Annotated in this window: 9 protein-coding genes and 2 pseudogenes; 8 read left to right on the top strand and 3 right to left on the bottom strand. The window is 71.0% G+C overall.

Annotated features, from left to right (window positions below):
* Positions 1–10 precede the first annotated feature (10 nt).
* Complete coding sequence (gene rnc, locus WJ438_RS12545) at positions 11–883, top strand: ribonuclease III (RefSeq protein WP_406729666.1); 873 nt, start codon at positions 11–13, stop codon at positions 881–883.
* A gap of 93 nt (positions 884–976) precedes the next feature.
* Positions 977–1,834: a bifunctional DNA-formamidopyrimidine glycosylase/DNA-(apurinic or apyrimidinic site) lyase gene (gene mutM, locus WJ438_RS12540; RefSeq protein WP_406725316.1), complete on the top strand. Its 858-nt coding sequence runs from the start codon at positions 977–979 to the stop codon at positions 1,832–1,834.
* On the opposite strand, the gene WJ438_RS12535 is transcribed toward mutM, so the two are convergent.
* Both WJ438_RS12535 and WJ438_RS12530 read right to left on the bottom strand, forming a co-directional pair.
* Positions 1,810–2,208, bottom strand: coding sequence for a winged helix-turn-helix transcriptional regulator (locus WJ438_RS12535; protein WP_406725315.1), 399 nt, complete (start codon positions 2,206–2,208; stop codon positions 1,810–1,812). The genes mutM and WJ438_RS12535 overlap by 25 nt on opposite strands.
* Before the next feature lie 125 nt (positions 2,209–2,333).
* Positions 2,334–3,125, bottom strand: a complete 792-nt coding sequence (locus tag WJ438_RS12530) for a CAP domain-containing protein (protein WP_406725314.1) — start codon at positions 3,123–3,125, stop codon at positions 2,334–2,336.
* A gap of 685 nt (positions 3,126–3,810) precedes the next feature.
* Between WJ438_RS12530 and WJ438_RS12525 the strand changes: the two genes are divergently transcribed.
* The 5 genes and pseudogenes from WJ438_RS12525 to ftsY all read left to right on the top strand — a co-directional run bounded on the left by WJ438_RS12525 (position 3,811) and on the right by ftsY (position 11,653).
* A complete protein-coding gene (locus WJ438_RS12525) occupies positions 3,811–4,092 on the top strand; it encodes an acylphosphatase (RefSeq protein ID WP_406725313.1) in 282 nt (93 codons plus the stop codon).
* 379 nt (positions 4,093–4,471) lie between these two features.
* Positions 4,472–4,675 (top strand): hypothetical protein, encoded by a 204-nt coding sequence (locus tag WJ438_RS12520; protein ID WP_406725312.1) that lies wholly within the window; start codon positions 4,472–4,474, stop codon positions 4,673–4,675.
* Between the two features lie 250 nt (positions 4,676–4,925).
* The gene (gene smc, locus WJ438_RS12515; protein WP_406725311.1) at positions 4,926–8,528 is read left to right on the top strand and encodes a chromosome segregation protein SMC; all 3,603 of its coding nucleotides are present in this window, start codon (positions 4,926–4,928) and stop codon (positions 8,526–8,528) included.
* A gap of 234 nt (positions 8,529–8,762) precedes the next feature.
* Positions 8,763–10,180: pseudogene (locus WJ438_RS12510) on the top strand (sugar porter family MFS transporter).
* A gap of 276 nt (positions 10,181–10,456) precedes the next feature.
* A pseudogene (ftsY, locus tag WJ438_RS12505) lies at positions 10,457–11,653 on the top strand (signal recognition particle-docking protein FtsY).
* Between the two features lie 110 nt (positions 11,654–11,763).
* Here the strand turns inward: ftsY and WJ438_RS12500 are convergent.
* Positions 11,764–12,429: a bifunctional DNA primase/polymerase gene (locus WJ438_RS12500; protein WP_406725310.1), complete on the bottom strand. Its 666-nt coding sequence runs from the start codon at positions 12,427–12,429 to the stop codon at positions 11,764–11,766.
* A 446-nt stretch (positions 12,430–12,875) separates the two neighbouring features.
* Here WJ438_RS12500 and WJ438_RS12495 point away from each other — a divergent pair, with 446 nt between their 5' ends.
* Positions 12,876–14,369 (top strand): hypothetical protein, encoded by a 1,494-nt coding sequence (locus WJ438_RS12495; protein WP_406725309.1) that lies wholly within the window; start codon positions 12,876–12,878, stop codon positions 14,367–14,369.
* Positions 14,370–14,795 lie beyond the last annotated feature (426 nt).

Raw genomic sequence — 14,795 nt, 5'->3', positions numbered from 1 at the left:
GAGAGGCACTGTGTCCACGCCCAAGAAGCAGTCGCCCCGCGTGAGCGGGAGCGGATCGGCGGACAACAACCAGGCCTCGTCCCACACGCTTCTGGAAGGGCGGCTCGGCTACCGGCTCGAGTCCGCCCTTCTGGTGCGTGCGCTGACCCACCGTTCCTACGCGTACGAGAACGGCGGTCTGCCGACGAACGAGCGGCTGGAGTTCCTCGGGGACTCCGTGCTCGGCCTCGTCGTCACGGACACGCTGTACCGCACCCACCCCGACCTGCCCGAGGGCCAGCTGGCCAAGTTGCGGGCCGCGGTGGTCAACTCGCGTGCGCTGGCGGAGGTGGGCCGCGGGCTCGACCTCGGTTCCTTCATCCGGCTCGGCCGCGGTGAAGAGGGCACGGGTGGCCGGGACAAGGCGTCCATCCTCGCCGACACCCTCGAAGCGGTGATCGGCGCGGTCTATCTCGACCAGGGCCTCGAGGCGGCCTCCGAACTGGTGCACCGCCTGTTCGACCCGCTGATCGAGAAGTCCTCGAACCTCGGTGCCGGCCTGGACTGGAAGACCAGCCTCCAGGAGCTCACCGCGACCGAAGGACTCGGCGTGCCCGAGTACCTGGTCACGGAGACCGGCCCCGACCATGAGAAGGTCTTCACTGCTGCCGCCCGCGTCGGAGGCGTCTCGTACGGCACCGGCACCGGCCGCAGCAAGAAGGAAGCGGAGCAGCAGGCCGCCGAGTCCGCCTGGCGGTCCATCCGGGCCGCGGCCGACGAGCCTGCTGCTGCTGTGGCGGTCCTCAAGGCCGAGACGGACGGACCAGCCGTCGCCGTCGACGCCGATGTCGTTGTCGACGCGGGCGTCGGGCCAGCGGCAGGCGCACCGTCGGCCTCCGCCTGACGCTGTACATACGCCGAGCGCGACCCGAGCGCCCACCCCGCCAGGGGCGGGCGCTCGGGTCGCGCTCGTGGACCGGTCCTCGGAGGGGGAACGATGCCCGAGTTGCCCGAGGTCGAAGTCGTACGGCGGGGACTGGAGCGGTGGGTCGCCCACCGGACCGTCGCCGAGGCGGAGGTGCTGCACCCGCGCGCGGTACGCCGCCACGTCGCCGGCGCCGAAGACTTCGCGCACCGTCTGAAGGGTCATCGTGTCGGCGTCCCCAGCCGCCGCGGCAAGTACCTGTGGCTGCCCCTGGAGGGCACGGGCCAGTCCGTCCTGGCCCATCTCGGCATGAGCGGCCAGCTGCTGGTCCAGCCGCACACGGCGGTGGACGAGAAGCATCTGCGGGTCCGGGTCCGCTTCACGGACGCACTGGACACCGAGCTCCGCTTCGTCGACCAGCGCACCTTCGGCGGGCTGTCGTTGCACGACAACACTCCCGAGGGCCTGCCCGACGTCATCGCGCACATCGCCCGCGACCCGCTCGACCCGCTCTTCGACGACGAGGCCTTCCACCGGGCGCTGCGCCGCAAGCGCACCACCGTCAAGCGGGCCCTGCTGGACCAGTCTTTGATCAGTGGCGTCGGCAACATCTACGCGGACGAGGCGCTGTGGCGCGCCCGCATCCACTACGAGCGCCCGACGGAGACCTTCACCCGCCCGCGCTCCCAGCTCCTCCTGGACCATGCGCGGGACGTGATGAACGCCGCCCTCGCGGTGGGCGGCACCAGCTTCGACAGCCTCTACGTCGACGTCAACGGCGAATCGGGCTACTTCGACCGGTCCCTTGACGCCTATGGGCGGGAAGACCTGCCCTGCCGCCGCTGCGGCACGCCGATACGCCGACGGCCCTGGATGAACCGGTCCAGCTACTTCTGCCCGAGGTGTCAGCGGGCGCCGCGCGCGTCGTAACTCTCCCGCGCCAGGAGCACGTCGTCCATGCTGTCCTCCAGGAAGTGGATGAGGGACAGCACGCGCCGCGCGGCCTCGTGGCCCAGCGGGGTGAGTTCGTAGTCCACCCGGGGCGGGTTGGTCGGCTGTGCCTCACGGTGCACCAGGCCGTCGCGTTCCAGCGCGTGCAGTGTCTGGGAGAGCATCTTCTCGCTCACGCCGTCGACGCGGCGGCGCAGCTCGTTGAAGCGCAGCGAGCCCTCGCACAGCGCCCCGAGCGTCAGCGCGCCCCAACGTCCCGTCACATGCTCCAGCGTGCCGCGCGAGGGGCACTCCTTGGCGAACGCGTTGTAGGGGAGCCCCGGATCCTCCGGGTACCGCCGCGTGGTCGTCATGCGATCAGCGTACTTCAGCGCAGCGCTTACCAACAGAATGCACTAACTCAAAGTTAGTGCAGAGAGAAGTGCGGACGGCGACCCGGGAAACCCCGGACCGCCGTCCGCGTACCGCTGTTTCCCGACTAGTAGCCGAAGTTCTGGGTCCACCACGGGCCGCCCGGCCCGGAGTGCACGCCCACGCCCAGCGTCTTGAAGTCGCAGTTCAGTATGTTCGCCTTGTGGCCGGGGCTGTCCATCCAGGCTTCCATCACGGCCGCGGCGGTCGCCTGGCCGCGGGCTATGTTCTCCCCGCCGAGGTCGGCTATTCCGGCCGCCTTCGCCCTGTCCCACGGGGTGTCGCCGTCGGGGTCGGTGTGGTCGAAGAAGCCGCGCTCGGCCATGTCCTCGCTGAACGCCGTGGCCAGACCGGTCAGCGCGCTGTTCGCGGCGACCGGTCTGCAGCCCACCTTGGCCCGCTCCTGGTTGACCAGCCGGAGCACCTGGGCTCCGGCGGCGGCCTCCTCGGTGACGGTCACCGGGTTGCTCGGCGCCTTCTTCCCCGGCTCCGGAGTGGCCTTGCGCGAGGGCGTCGTCTCGGGCTTCTCGCTGGGCGTCGCCGCCGGCTTCTTCTGCTCCGGTGCCTTCTCCGGTGCCTCCGTCTCCGGCGTCTTCGACTGCTCGGCCGAGGGGGTCGACGGCGAGGGCTTCGGCGAGGTGGAGCGCTCGGAGTCGCGGCTGGCGGGGGTGCCGGCGTCACGGCTCGGGCTCTTGAGGCTGCCCGAGGTGCCGCCCTGCTCGCCGGGTGTGTTGGTCGGGGTGCCCGCGGCCTCCACCGTGTCGCCGGGGGCGCTGTCACCGCCGAGCTTGTAGTTCTCGAGGCCCGGCACCGCGCCCGTGGCCACCACGACCGTGCCGAGGGCCACCGCGGCGGACACCCCGAGCAGTCCGGTACGGACCGGTGTCGCGGCCTTCTTCTTCCGGCGCCGCCCGCCCGAGGGCCGGTCGCCGTCGCCGGGCGTGAAGCCCTCGCCGGGAGTGAAGCCGTCGTCGGGGAAACCGCCCCGCGGGGCGTCCCTGGGCGGCAGACCGTCGCTCGCGAAGACAGCCGTCTCGGCGGCGGCCCCGAAGCGGTCGGGCCGGCCGGGAAGCCGCCCGGGTGGCCGTTCCCGTGGTTTTCCTGGAAGGCGGCTCCGGAGAAGCCGCCGTACGCGAAGTCGTCCTGCGTGAAGTCGCCGGCGTAACCGTTCCCGGGGCTTTCCTCCGTCGCGAAGAGGTAGGCCTCGCTCCTCGCGGACGTCTCGGCGTACGCCTCCGGGTTCAGGTAGGGGGCGATGCCCATCGGCGGGGCGTCTGCCGCATGAGCGCTCAGCGGGTCGTGGCTTCCGTCGTACTGAGTGACCTCTGTGTCGGCGCGGCCCGTGGCGGCGCGGCCGGCGGCGGAGCGTCGGTGGCGTCCCATGTCCTGGCCTTCCTGGTCCTTGCGGTCGACTCGTCCTCGCGATCAACACGAAACTCACACGATCGAGTGAGTTTCATATGAGATTCGTTCGATCGGGACGGTACCGCATGGCGCAAGGGGAAGGAGTGCTCCGAGTGACAATGTCCGGTTAGGTTGCAGTCATGAGCGAGGATGTGCGACTGGTCGCCTGGGTGCGAGGACGGGTCCAGGGTGTGGGTTTCCGCTGGTTCACGCGGGCCAAGGCGCTGGAGATCGGCGGCCTGAGTGGCTTTGCTCTCAATTTGGGCGACGGACGGGTCCAAGTGGTCGCGGAGGGCTCCCGTGAGCGCTGCGAGGGCCTGCTCGACTGGCTCCAGAACGGCGACACGCCCGGACGCGTGGACGGGGTCACCGAGATATGGGACACACCCCGCGGCGGCTACGAGGGCTTCGCCATCCGCTGATCCCGCCGCCCTCCCGAAGCCCCCGGGGTCCGGGAAGGGGGCCCTGGGGGACCCGAAGACGCGGAAAGCTCCTGGTGATTGCCGAGAACGCCCCCGTCGTGGGACGCTCCCCCGCACATCCGACCCACCACACCCCGAGGGCCGACACGAGCGGCGGCGCCACCGCCTCCCGGCCGTGTGCGTTCGGCCATCCGCCGATACGGGGCGTGATCGTGTTGACCGTCAAACTTTTTGGTGAGACGCTGAAAGCCCCCCGCACCTTAGCTGTTTGGCATGGCTGAACGGCAGCACAACTCCAGGTCTGCCAAGCACCGCGGGTGCTCATCCCTCACGACCCACACCGTACAGGTCGGTCACGCATTGTGGAGGACCATCCATCATGGCAAAGGCGCTTCTCGGTTACGTCGGCGGCTCCGACCCTCGACTCCTCGCCGAGATGCGACGGCTCCAGCAGCGCGTCCAGGACCTGGAATCCGAACTCGTACGGATCCAGGCGGAGAACGACGAGCTTGCGGCTGCCGCTTCTCACGACAGGAGCATGGAGAGCGTTGACGCACACCAGGCGGAGCCTGCGCTGACCTGATCGCTGCACCGCTCCACCCCAGCACAGCAGCGGTCGGCTCGCCCCTCATCACCGCCGCGTTGTCAGGAGTGCAAGGGACGCCCCGGCGTCCCTTCTTCTTGCCTCCGTACCCCCTGCGCCGCCCGGTTCCCCCAGTTCCTTGCCCTGCGCATCCTTTCACCGTCTTTAACGTTTGGTGTGCCCTGCGCGTTCACCCGTGAAACCGCCGGTGCATGGAGTGGGACATCCCGGGCAGGTAAAGTCCGGCGGCGTGCATCTCAAGGCCCTGACCCTCCGCGGCTTCAAGTCGTTCGCCTCGGCGACCACGCTCCGGTTCGAACCGGGCATCACGTGCGTCGTCGGGCCGAACGGCTCGGGCAAGTCCAATGTCGTGGACGCGCTCAGCTGGGTCATGGGCGAGCAGGGCGCCAAGTCGCTGCGCGGCGGCAAGATGGAGGACGTCATCTTCGCCGGAACCACCGGCCGCCCGCCGCTCGGCCGTGCGGAGGTGTCGCTGACCATCGACAACGCCGACGGGGTCCTGCCCATCGAGTACGCCGAGGTCACCCTCACCCGGATCATGTTCCGCAACGGCGGCAGTGAGTACCAGATCAACGGTGACACCTGCCGCCTCCTGGACATCCAGGAACTGCTCTCCGACTCCGGCATCGGCCGTGAGATGCACGTCATCGTCGGCCAGGGCCAGCTGGACTCCGTGCTGCATGCCGACCCGATGGGCCGCCGCGCCTTCATCGAGGAGGCAGCCGGTGTGCTCAAACACCGCAAGCGCAAGGAGAAGGCGCTGCGCAAGCTGGACGCGATGCAGGCCAACCTCGCGCGCGTGCAGGACCTCACCGACGAACTGCGTCGCCAGCTCAAGCCCCTCGGCCGGCAGGCCGCGGTCGCCAGAAGGGCCGCGGTCATCCAGGCCGACCTGCGCGACGTCCGTTTGCGTCTCCTCGCCGACGACCTCGTGCGGCTGCGCGATGCGGTCGAGGCGGAGATCGCCGACGAGGCCGCCCTCAAGGAGCGCAAGGACGCCGCCGAGCAGGAACTGCGCAAAGCGTTCCAGCGGGAGGCGGCCCTCGAGGACGAGGTGCGCCGGCTCACCCCGCGCCTGCAGAACGCCCAGCAGACCTGGTACGAGCTCTCCCAGCTCGCCGAGCGGGTGCGCGGCACCCTCTCGCTGGCCGAAGCGCGGGTGAAGAGCGCCACCTCCGCACCTCCGGAGGAGCGCCGCGGACGTGACCCCGAGGACATGGAGCGCGAGGCCGCCCGCGTCCGCGAACAGGAGGCCGAGCTGGAGGCCGCCCTCGAGGCCGCCGAACACGCCCTGGAGAACACGGTCGCCCACCGCGCGGAGCTGGAACGCGACCTCGCCCAGGAGGAACGGCGTCTGAAGGACGCCGCGCGCGCCCTCGCCGACCGGCGTGAGGGGCTCGCCCGGCTCACGGGCCAGGTGGCCGCGGCCCGCTCGCGTGCCGCGGCGGCCCAGGCCGAGATCGAGCGCCTGGCCGCGGCCCGCGACGAGGCCCAGGAACGGGCCGTCGCCGCCCAGGAGGAGTACGAGGCCCTGCAGACCGAGGTCGACGGCCTCGACGCCGGCGACGCGGAACTCGCCGGACGGCACGCGGAGGCCAAGCAGCGGCTCGCCGAGGCCGAGGCCGTTCTCACCGCCGCCCGCGAGGCGGCCACCGTCGTCGAGCGCGAGCGCGCCGCGACCCGGGCCCGCCACGAGGCCCTCGCCCTCGGCCTGCGCCGCAAGGACGGCACCGGCGCGCTGCTCGCGGCGCAGGACCGGCTGACCGGACTGCTCGGCCCCGCCGCCGAACTGCTCACCGTGGCCCCGGGCCACGAGGCCGCCCTCGCCGCCGCCTTCGGGGCCGCCGCCGACGCCCTCGCCGTCACCGGCCCCGCCACCGCCGCCGACGCGATCCGCCTGCTGCGTAAACAGGAAGCGGGTCGCGCCGCCCTGCTGCTCACCGGCGCCTCCGACGAAGGACCGCGGGAAGCGCCCACCGACGCACCGCACGAGCCGTGCGCGGATGCTCCCGACAGCGCCCCGTACGCCGCCGACCTGGTGCGCGGGCCCGCCGAACTCCTGCCCGCCGTACGTCGGTTGCTGCGCGGCATCGTCGTCGTCGGCACCCTGGAGGACGCCGAGGGCCTGGTGTGCGCGCGGCCCGAGCTGACCGCCGTGACCGCCGAGGGTGACCTGCTGGGCGCGCACTTCGCGCACGGCGGCTCGGCGGGAGCCCCGAGCCTGCTGGAGGTGCGGGCGTCCGTGGACGAGGCCGCCGCCGAGCTGGAGGAGCTCGGGGTGCGGTGCGAGGAGCTGACCCTGGCACAGCACACGGCGGCCGAGGAGCGCGGCCGGTGCGCGGCCCTCGTCGAGGAACTGGGGGAGCGGCGCCGGGCCGCCGACCGGGAGAAGTCCTCCGTCGCCCAGCAGTTGGGCCGGCTCGCCGGGCAGGCACGTGGTGCGGCCGGGGAGGCCGAGCGTTCCGCCGCCGCGGCCGCCAGGGCACAGGAGGCCCTCGACAAGGCGCTCACCGACGTGGAGGAACTCGCCGAACGGCTCGCCGTCGCCGAGGAGAGTGCCCCTTTCGGGGAGGGAGGGGTGGAGGAGCCCGACACCTCCGTGCGCGACCGGCTCGCCGCCGACGGGGCCAACGCCCGCCAGACCGAGATGGAGGCCCGGCTCCAGGTGCGTACGCACGAGGAGCGGGTCAAGGGGCTCGCCGGGCGGGCCGACTCCCTCGACCGGGCCGCCCGCGCGGAACGCGAGGCACGCGCGCGTGCCGAGCAGCGGCGGGCCCGGCTGCGGCACGAGGCAGCCGTCGCCGAGGCCGTCGCGGGGGGCGCCCGCCAACTGCTCGCACACGTCGAGGTGTCCCTCGCGCGCGCCGAGGAGGAGCGCACCGCCGCCGAGGCCGCCAAGGCCCGCAGCGAGCAGGAACTCGCCCGGGCCCGCACCGAGGGACGCGATCTCAAGGCGGAACTCGACAAGTTGACGGATTCAGTTCACCGGGGCGAGGTACTCGGCGCCGAGAAACGGCTGCGGATGGAGCAGTTGGAGACCAAGGCGCTGGAGGAACTGGGTGTCGAACCGGCCGGGCTGGTGGCGGAGTACGGCCCGCACCAACTGGTGCCGCCCTCGCCCCCCGCCGAGGGGGAGGACCTCCCGGACGACCCCGAGCACCCACGCAACACGCCCCGCCCCTTCGTACGGGCGGAGCAGGAGAAGCGGATGAAGGCCGCCGAGCGGGCCTACCAGCGGCTCGGCAAGGTGAACCCGCTCGCGCTGGAGGAGTTCGCGGCGCTGGAGGAACGCCATCAGTTCCTCGGTGAGCAACTGGAGGACCTGAAGAAGACCCGCGCGGATCTGCTCCAGGTCGTCAAGGAGGTCGACGAGCGCGTCGAGCAGGTCTTCAGCGAGGCGTACTGGGACACGGCCCGGGAGTTCGAGGGCGTCTTCTCCCGGCTGTTCCCGGGCGGTGAGGGGCGGCTGGTGCTGACCGACCCCGACAACATGCTCACCACGGGCGTGGACGTCGAGGCGCGTCCGCCGGGCAAGAAGGTCAAGCGGCTGTCGCTGCTCTCGGGCGGCGAGCGGTCACTGACCGCCGTGGCGCTGCTGGTGTCGATCTTCAAGGCACGGCCGAGCCCGTTCTACGTCATGGACGAGGTCGAGGCCGCTCTCGACGACACCAACCTCCAGCGGCTGATCCGCATCATGCAGGAGCTGCAGGAGGCCTCGCAGCTGATCGTGATCACCCACCAGAAGCGCACGATGGAGGTCGCCGACGCGCTCTACGGCGTCTCCATGCAGGGTGACGGCGTGTCCAAGGTCATCAGCCAGCGTCTCCGCTAGGTAAGTGCGGCCTACATGTATCCGTAACCGCCCGACTCGTATCACGCGGCTGTGACTTCGACTCTTGAACTCCAGTTCGCGAGGTCTGCAACTATCCGCCTCAGACCCTCCTGTTGGCTTCGAAACTTGAACGCATAGTCTTCGCCATGTTGTTTTTACCTTCAGGTACCTTCAGGTGGACCTCGAAGGGCTGACCCCATCCGGCGACGTTGCCGGTAGCCCGAGGAGTTACACGTGACCAGCTCAGCGCAGGCACAGAAGTCAGGAGCCGGGACGGCTCAACCCGAGCATCTCGGGCACGTCGTCTTCATCACGGCGGCAGCCGCCATGGGCGGCTTCCTCTTCGGCTACGACAGCTCCGTGATCAACGGCGCCGTCGAGGCCATCCGGGACCGCTACGACATCGGCTCGGCCGCGCTCGCCCAGGTCATCGCCGTCGCGCTGATCGGCTGTGCCCTCGGTGCCGCGACCGCCGGCCGCGTAGCCGACCGCATCGGCCGCATCCGGGTCATGCAGATCGCCGCGGTCCTGTTCACCGTCAGCGCCATCGGCTCCGCCGTCCCCTTCTCCCTCTACGACCTCGCCTTCTGGCGGGTCGTCGGCGGCGTCGCCATCGGTATGGCCTCGGTGATCGGCCCGGCCTACATCGCCGAGGTCGCCCCGCCCGCCTACCGCGGCCGGCTCGGCTCCTTCCAGCAGGCCGCGATCGTCGTCGGCATCGCCGTGTCGCAGCTGGTCAACTGGGGCATCCTGAACGCCGCCGACGGCGACCAGCGCGGCAAGCTGCTGGGTCTGGAGGCATGGCAGCTCATGCTCGGTGTCATGGTCGTCCCGGCCGTGCTGTACGGACTGCTCTCCTTCGCCATCCCCGAGTCCCCCGCTACCTGATCTCCGTCGGCAAGCACGAGCGCGCCCGGAAGGTCCTCGAAGAGGTCGAGGGCAGGAACGTCGACCTGGACGTCCGCGTCAGCGAGATCGAGACGGCGATGCACAGCGAGGAGAAGTCCCGCTTCAAGGACCTGCTCGGCGGCAGCTTCTTCTTCAAGCCGATCGTCTGGATCGGTATCGGCCTGTCGGTCTTCCAGCAGTTCGTCGGCATCAACGTCGCGTTCTACTACTCGGCGACGCTCTGGCAGTCGGTCGGCGTCGACCCGGCGGACTCGTTCTTCTACTCCTTCACCACGTCGATCATCAACATCGTCGGCACCGTCATCGCGATGATCTTCGTCGACCGCATCGGCCGCAGGCCGCTCGCGATCATCGGTTCCGTCGGCATGGTGATCGGCCTCGCGCTGGAGGCCTGGGCGTTCTCCTTCGACCTCGTCGACGGCAAGCTTCCGGCCACCCAGGGCTGGGTCGCGCTGGTCGCCGCCCACGTGTTCGTCCTCTTCTTCGCCCTGTCGTGGGGTGTGGTCGTCTGGGTCATGCTCGGCGAGATGTTCCCGAACCGGATCCGCGCCGCCGCGCTGGGCGTGGCCGCCGCCGCGCAGTGGATCGCCAACTGGGCCATCACCGCGAGCTTCCCGTCGCTGGCCGACTGGAACCTGTCGACCACCTACGTGATCTACACGGTGTTCGCGGCGCTCTCCATCCCGTTCGTCCTGAAGTTCGTCAAGGAGACGAAGGGCAAGGCCCTGGAGGAAATGGGCTGACCGCGCCCGCAGGCCCGACGGGTCCACGGATCCGTCCCACAAAGCCCGAGGAGAGGGGTTCAAGTCCCCGCTGCCCCTCTCCTCGTACCCCGCCGCCCCGCTCCGGACAACCATCCGGGCCGGGGCGGCGGGGTGTCCCGTGCCGTGTCCCGCACGTCCTGTGCCGTGCGTCGTCGGCCGCGGGCCACCAAGTCGCCGGCCCGGGACGGCACGGACCGTTCTGCGGCGGTCGACCTCGGCTCGGCCGGGCTGCCCATGGCTGATACTGGACCCGTTATGGACATCGTCATCCTTGCTGTAGTCATCGCCGTGGTCGTGCTCGGTGCGCTCGGCGGGCTCATCGTCGGCAGCCGCCGCAAGAAGCAGCTGCCCCCGCCGCCGCCCACCGCGCCCGACATCACCGCCCCCCGGCCGAGCCGCACGTCGGCGACGAGGCCGAGACGCCGCGGGAGGAACCGCGGCGCACCGTAGAGGAGGTTGATCTTCCGGACGGCTCCGCCCCGGTCGTCGTCGAGGAGCCGCCCATCGAGGCTCCCGCGATCGAGATCCCGGAGCCCACCGCGCCGGCTCGTCCGGCTGCGCACCCGTCTCTCCCGTTCACAGAACGCCCTGGGCAAGGGCCTGCTCGTCCTGCTCTCCCGCGAGCACCTCGACGAGGACACCTGGGAGGAGGTCGAGGACACCCTGCTCACCGCCGATGTCGGCGTGCAGCCCACCCAGGAGCTGGTCGAGCGGCTGCGCGAGCGCGTGAAGGTGCTCGGCACCCGCACCCCCGCCGAGCTGCGCGGGCTGCTCCGCGAGGAGCTGATCACCCTGGTCGACCCCACGATGGACCGCACCGTGCGTACCGAGACCGAGACCGGTGGTCCGGGCGTCGTGATGGTCGTGGGGGTCAACGGCACCGGCAAGACCACCACCACCGGCAAGCTCGCCCGTGTCCTGGTCGCCGACGGCAACACCGTCGTCCTCGGCGCCGCCGACACGTTCCGCGCCGCCGCCGCCGACCAGCTCCAGACCTGGGGCGAGCGCGTCGGTGCCCACACCGTGCGCGGCCCGGAGGGCGGCGACCCGGCCTCCGTCGCGTTCGACGCGGTCAAGGAGGGCAAGGAGATGGGCGCGGGCGTCGTGCTCATCGACACCGCCTGCCGGCTGCACACCAAGACCGGACTGATGGACGAGCTCGGCAAGGTCAAGCGGGTGGTGGAGAAGCAGGCCCCGCTGGACGAGGTGCTGCTCGTGCTCGACGCCACCACCGGTCAGAACGGCCTGGTCCAGGCCCGGGTCTTCGCCGAGGTCGTCGACGTCACCGGCATCGTGCTCACCAAGCTGGACGGCACGGCCAAGGGCGGCATCGTGATCGCCGTCCAGCGCGAACTGGGCGTCCCGGTCAAGCTGATCGGTCTCGGCGAGGGCGCGGACGACCTGGCACCGTTCGAGCCCGACGCGTTCGTGGACGCGCTCATCGGGGAGTAAGGCCGAGGCGACCCGCCGGACGGCATCCGCACCGACGCGAAGAAGCGCCCGCTTCCGGAAACCCGGAAACGGGCGCTTCGCCGTGACTGCTCCCCGTACGGCTTCGGGGTCTACGCCTGCGACCGATGGACGACGTACGCCAGCGTGCCCAGCACCAGACGGGCCTCGGGAGGGCGGGGCGCCGAGTCGAGGGCGGGGGAGCGCAGCCAGCGCACCGGGCCGAGGCCGCCCCGGTCCGACGCCGGTGCCGTGATGTACGTACCGGGGCCGAGGCCGCGCAGGTCGAGGGTGGCCGGGTCGTCCCAGCCCATGCGGTAGAGCAGCTCGGGGAGTGCGGCGGCGGCGCCAGGGGCGACGAAGAACTGGGCCCGGCCGTCCGGGGTGGCGGCGACCGGGCCGACGGGCAGACCCATGCGCTCCAGTCGGGCCAGGGCGCGGCACCCGGCGGGTTCGGCCACCTCGATCACGTCGAACGCCCGCCCCACCGGCAGCATCATCGCGGCGCCCGGATACCCGGCCCAGATCTCCGTCACGTCGTCCAGCGGGGCCCCGGCGGGGATCTCCGGTGCGAAGTCCAGCGGATGCGCGCCCGGTGCCCGGCATCCCGCCCGGCCGCAGGAGCAGGCACCGGCCGCGGCGCGGGCACCCGGCACCACGGCCCAGCCCCACAGCCCGGTGTACTCCGCCACGCTGGTGCCGTCCGACGCGCGGCCCCGGCGGCGTGATCCGGACCGGATGTCGCGGATGCCCCGGCTGATGCCGATCGTGAAGCCCATGCCCCCTCCAACGGGTCCGGCGCACCGGTGGTTACGCAGCGGGCGTGCAACGTGACTCTCTGTTTTCGACTTCCCCGGTACCGCTCGGCTCGGTCGGCGCCTGGAAGCGTCCGAGGTGGTGCGTACGGTGGCGCGCGCTCCCGAGTGCGTCGCCGCATTCACCGCGGCTGCCCTGTGTCAAGTGAATCGCGAGGCGGCCACCGTGAGTTCATTCGATGGGGTGGCGAATGGTGGCGATTCTTGGTTCGCCATGGCTGGACGGGTGATCGTAGCGCTACGTTGTGTGCACGGCTTCTTGGGGCACATGCACATACGGGTATGCCGGAGGCAACTCGGCTTTCCGTTCGATGGGTGGCGTCCGCCGGACGGCGGCCCCAGCAACCGGCATTCTGATAGGGCTCGGCGCACTCAGCGGCGAGTGGTTTTCAGGGAATGGGGGCGTTCCAGTGAGTGGCAACGGCGGTGGCGGGACGAACACTGCGGGTACGGAGAAGCGTCCGAACGAGCTGCTCGCCTCGTGGTTCATCCGCAGCGGCTGGTCCAAGGGCGAACTCGCCCGCCAGGTCAACCGCAGAGCCCGCCAACTGGGTGCCCACCACATCTCCACCGACACCTCGCGCGTGCGCCGCTGGCTGGACGGCGAGAACCCGCGCGAGCCCATCCCGCGCATTCTGTCCGAGCTGTTCTCCGAGCGCTTCGGCGTCGTCGTGTCCGTCGAGGACCTGGGCCTGCGCGCCACCCGGCCCTCGTCCTCCGCGACCGGCGTCGACCTGCCCTGGACGGGCCCGCAGACCGTGGCCCTGCTCAGCGAGTTCTCGCGCAGCGACCTCATGCTCGCGCGGCGCGGCTTCCTCGGGAGCTCGCTGACCCTCTCCGCGGGCCCGTCCCTCATCGAGTCCATGCAGCGCTGGCTCGTCCCCACACCGTCCGCCGCGCAGTCCCGCCCGGAGTTCGCGCACGCCGCCTCCGGGCACACCCGCGGCCGGCTGTCCCAGCCGGAGCTGGACCTGCTGGAGGCCACCACCGTGATGTTCCGGCAGTGGGACGCCCAGTGCGGCGGCGGCCTGCGCCGCAAGGCCGTCGTCGGGCAGCTGCACGAGGTGACGGAGCTGCTCCAGGAACCCCAGTCCGACCCGATCCGGCGGCGGCTGTTCAAGGTCGCCGCCGAGCTCGCCGAACTGGCAGGCTGGATGTCGTACGACGTCGGGCTCCAGCCCACCGCGCAGAAGTACCACGTCCTCGCCCTGCACGCGGCCAAGGAGGCGGGGGACCGGCCGCTCGGCTCGTACATCCTGTCGAACCTGAGCCGTCAGATGATCCACCTCGGCCGGCCCGAGGACGCCCTGGAACTCATCCATCTCGCGCAGTACGGCAGCCGTGACTGCGCGAGTCCGCGCACCCAGTCGATGCTGTATGCGATGGAGGCCCGCGCCTACGCAAACATGGGCCAGCCCGGCCGGTGCAAGCGCGCGGTCAGGATGGCCGAGGACACCTTTGCCGAGGCCAGCGAATGGGACGAACCGGACCCCGACTGGATCCGCTTCTTCTCCGAGGCCGAGCTGTACGGCGAGAACTCCCACTCCTTCCGCGACCTCGCCTACGTCGCCGGCCGCAGTCCCACCTACGCCTCCCTCGCCGAGCCGCTGATGGAGCGGGCCGTGGAACTGTTCGCGCAGGAACGCGGCGACTACCAGCGGTCGTACGCGCTCAACCTGATCGGCATGGCCACCGTGCATCTCCTCCAGCGTGAGCCCGAGCGGGGCGCGGTCCTCGCCACCGAGGCCATCGGAGCGGCCAAGAAGGTCCGCTCCGAGCGGGTCAACACACGTATCCGGAAGACGGTCGACACGGCCGTCCGTGACTTCGGCGACCTCGCCGAGGTCGTCGACCTCACCGATCGGCTCGCCATCGAGTTGCCCGAGACCGCCGAAGCGGTCTGACACCCGAAGCACGACAGGAACCCCCGAAGGCTCGTAGGAACCTCCGGGAAAACCCCAGGCCCCGGCCGCGGCCGGTCCTCCCGAACTGCCCGACTCGGCTCCCCCATGCCAGGTCATCGGAAGGCCCGCCGCGGTCGGTTTTTTGCGCCTGAACCGGCGCCGCTCTCGCGGAGCCGGTTGTCCGCCGTCGTGGTTCCTCAATCGATGGTCGCGGTGCCGTGTGGCGAAGACCGCGTCACGACCACGATCGGCACTCCCCGGACCCGGCCGTTCAACGGCACGTAACACCCCGGATGTCTTCGTCACGGGGGCGAAACAGCGAGGGGCTTCCACCGAAACGGCGCTGCGCGAATCTCCTGGTGCAGAACCGGCCCACCCCTCACGACCCGCTCAGGCTTCGCCCGCACGGGGCCGTACCAACGACGA

Origin of the sequence: Streptomyces sp. GD-15H (genome assembly GCF_045291515.1) — a bacterium.
In the GTDB taxonomy this organism is placed as follows: Bacteria; Actinomycetota; Actinomycetes; order Streptomycetales; family Streptomycetaceae; genus Streptomyces.
Note: the sequence above shows the minus strand (reverse complement) of the source record. Positions and strands in the feature narration are given on the sequence as shown.

Bases quoted from the DNA above. Each gene is read 5' to 3' on its own strand.
- mutM (WP_406725316.1), top strand. From the start codon at position 977: ATGCCCGAGTTGCCCGAGGTCGAAGTCGTACGGCGGGGACTGGAGCGG.
- WJ438_RS12535 (WP_406725315.1), bottom strand. From the start codon at position 2,208: ATGACGACCACGCGGCGGTACCCGGAGGATCCGGGGCTCCCCTACAAC.
- WJ438_RS12525 (WP_406725313.1), top strand. From the start codon at position 3,811: ATGAGCGAGGATGTGCGACTGGTCGCCTGGGTGCGAGGACGGGTCCAG.
- WJ438_RS12520 (WP_406725312.1), top strand. From the start codon at position 4,472: ATGGCAAAGGCGCTTCTCGGTTACGTCGGCGGCTCCGACCCTCGACTC.
- WJ438_RS12500 (WP_406725310.1), bottom strand. From the start codon at position 12,429: ATGGGCTTCACGATCGGCATCAGCCGGGGCATCCGCGACATCCGGTCC.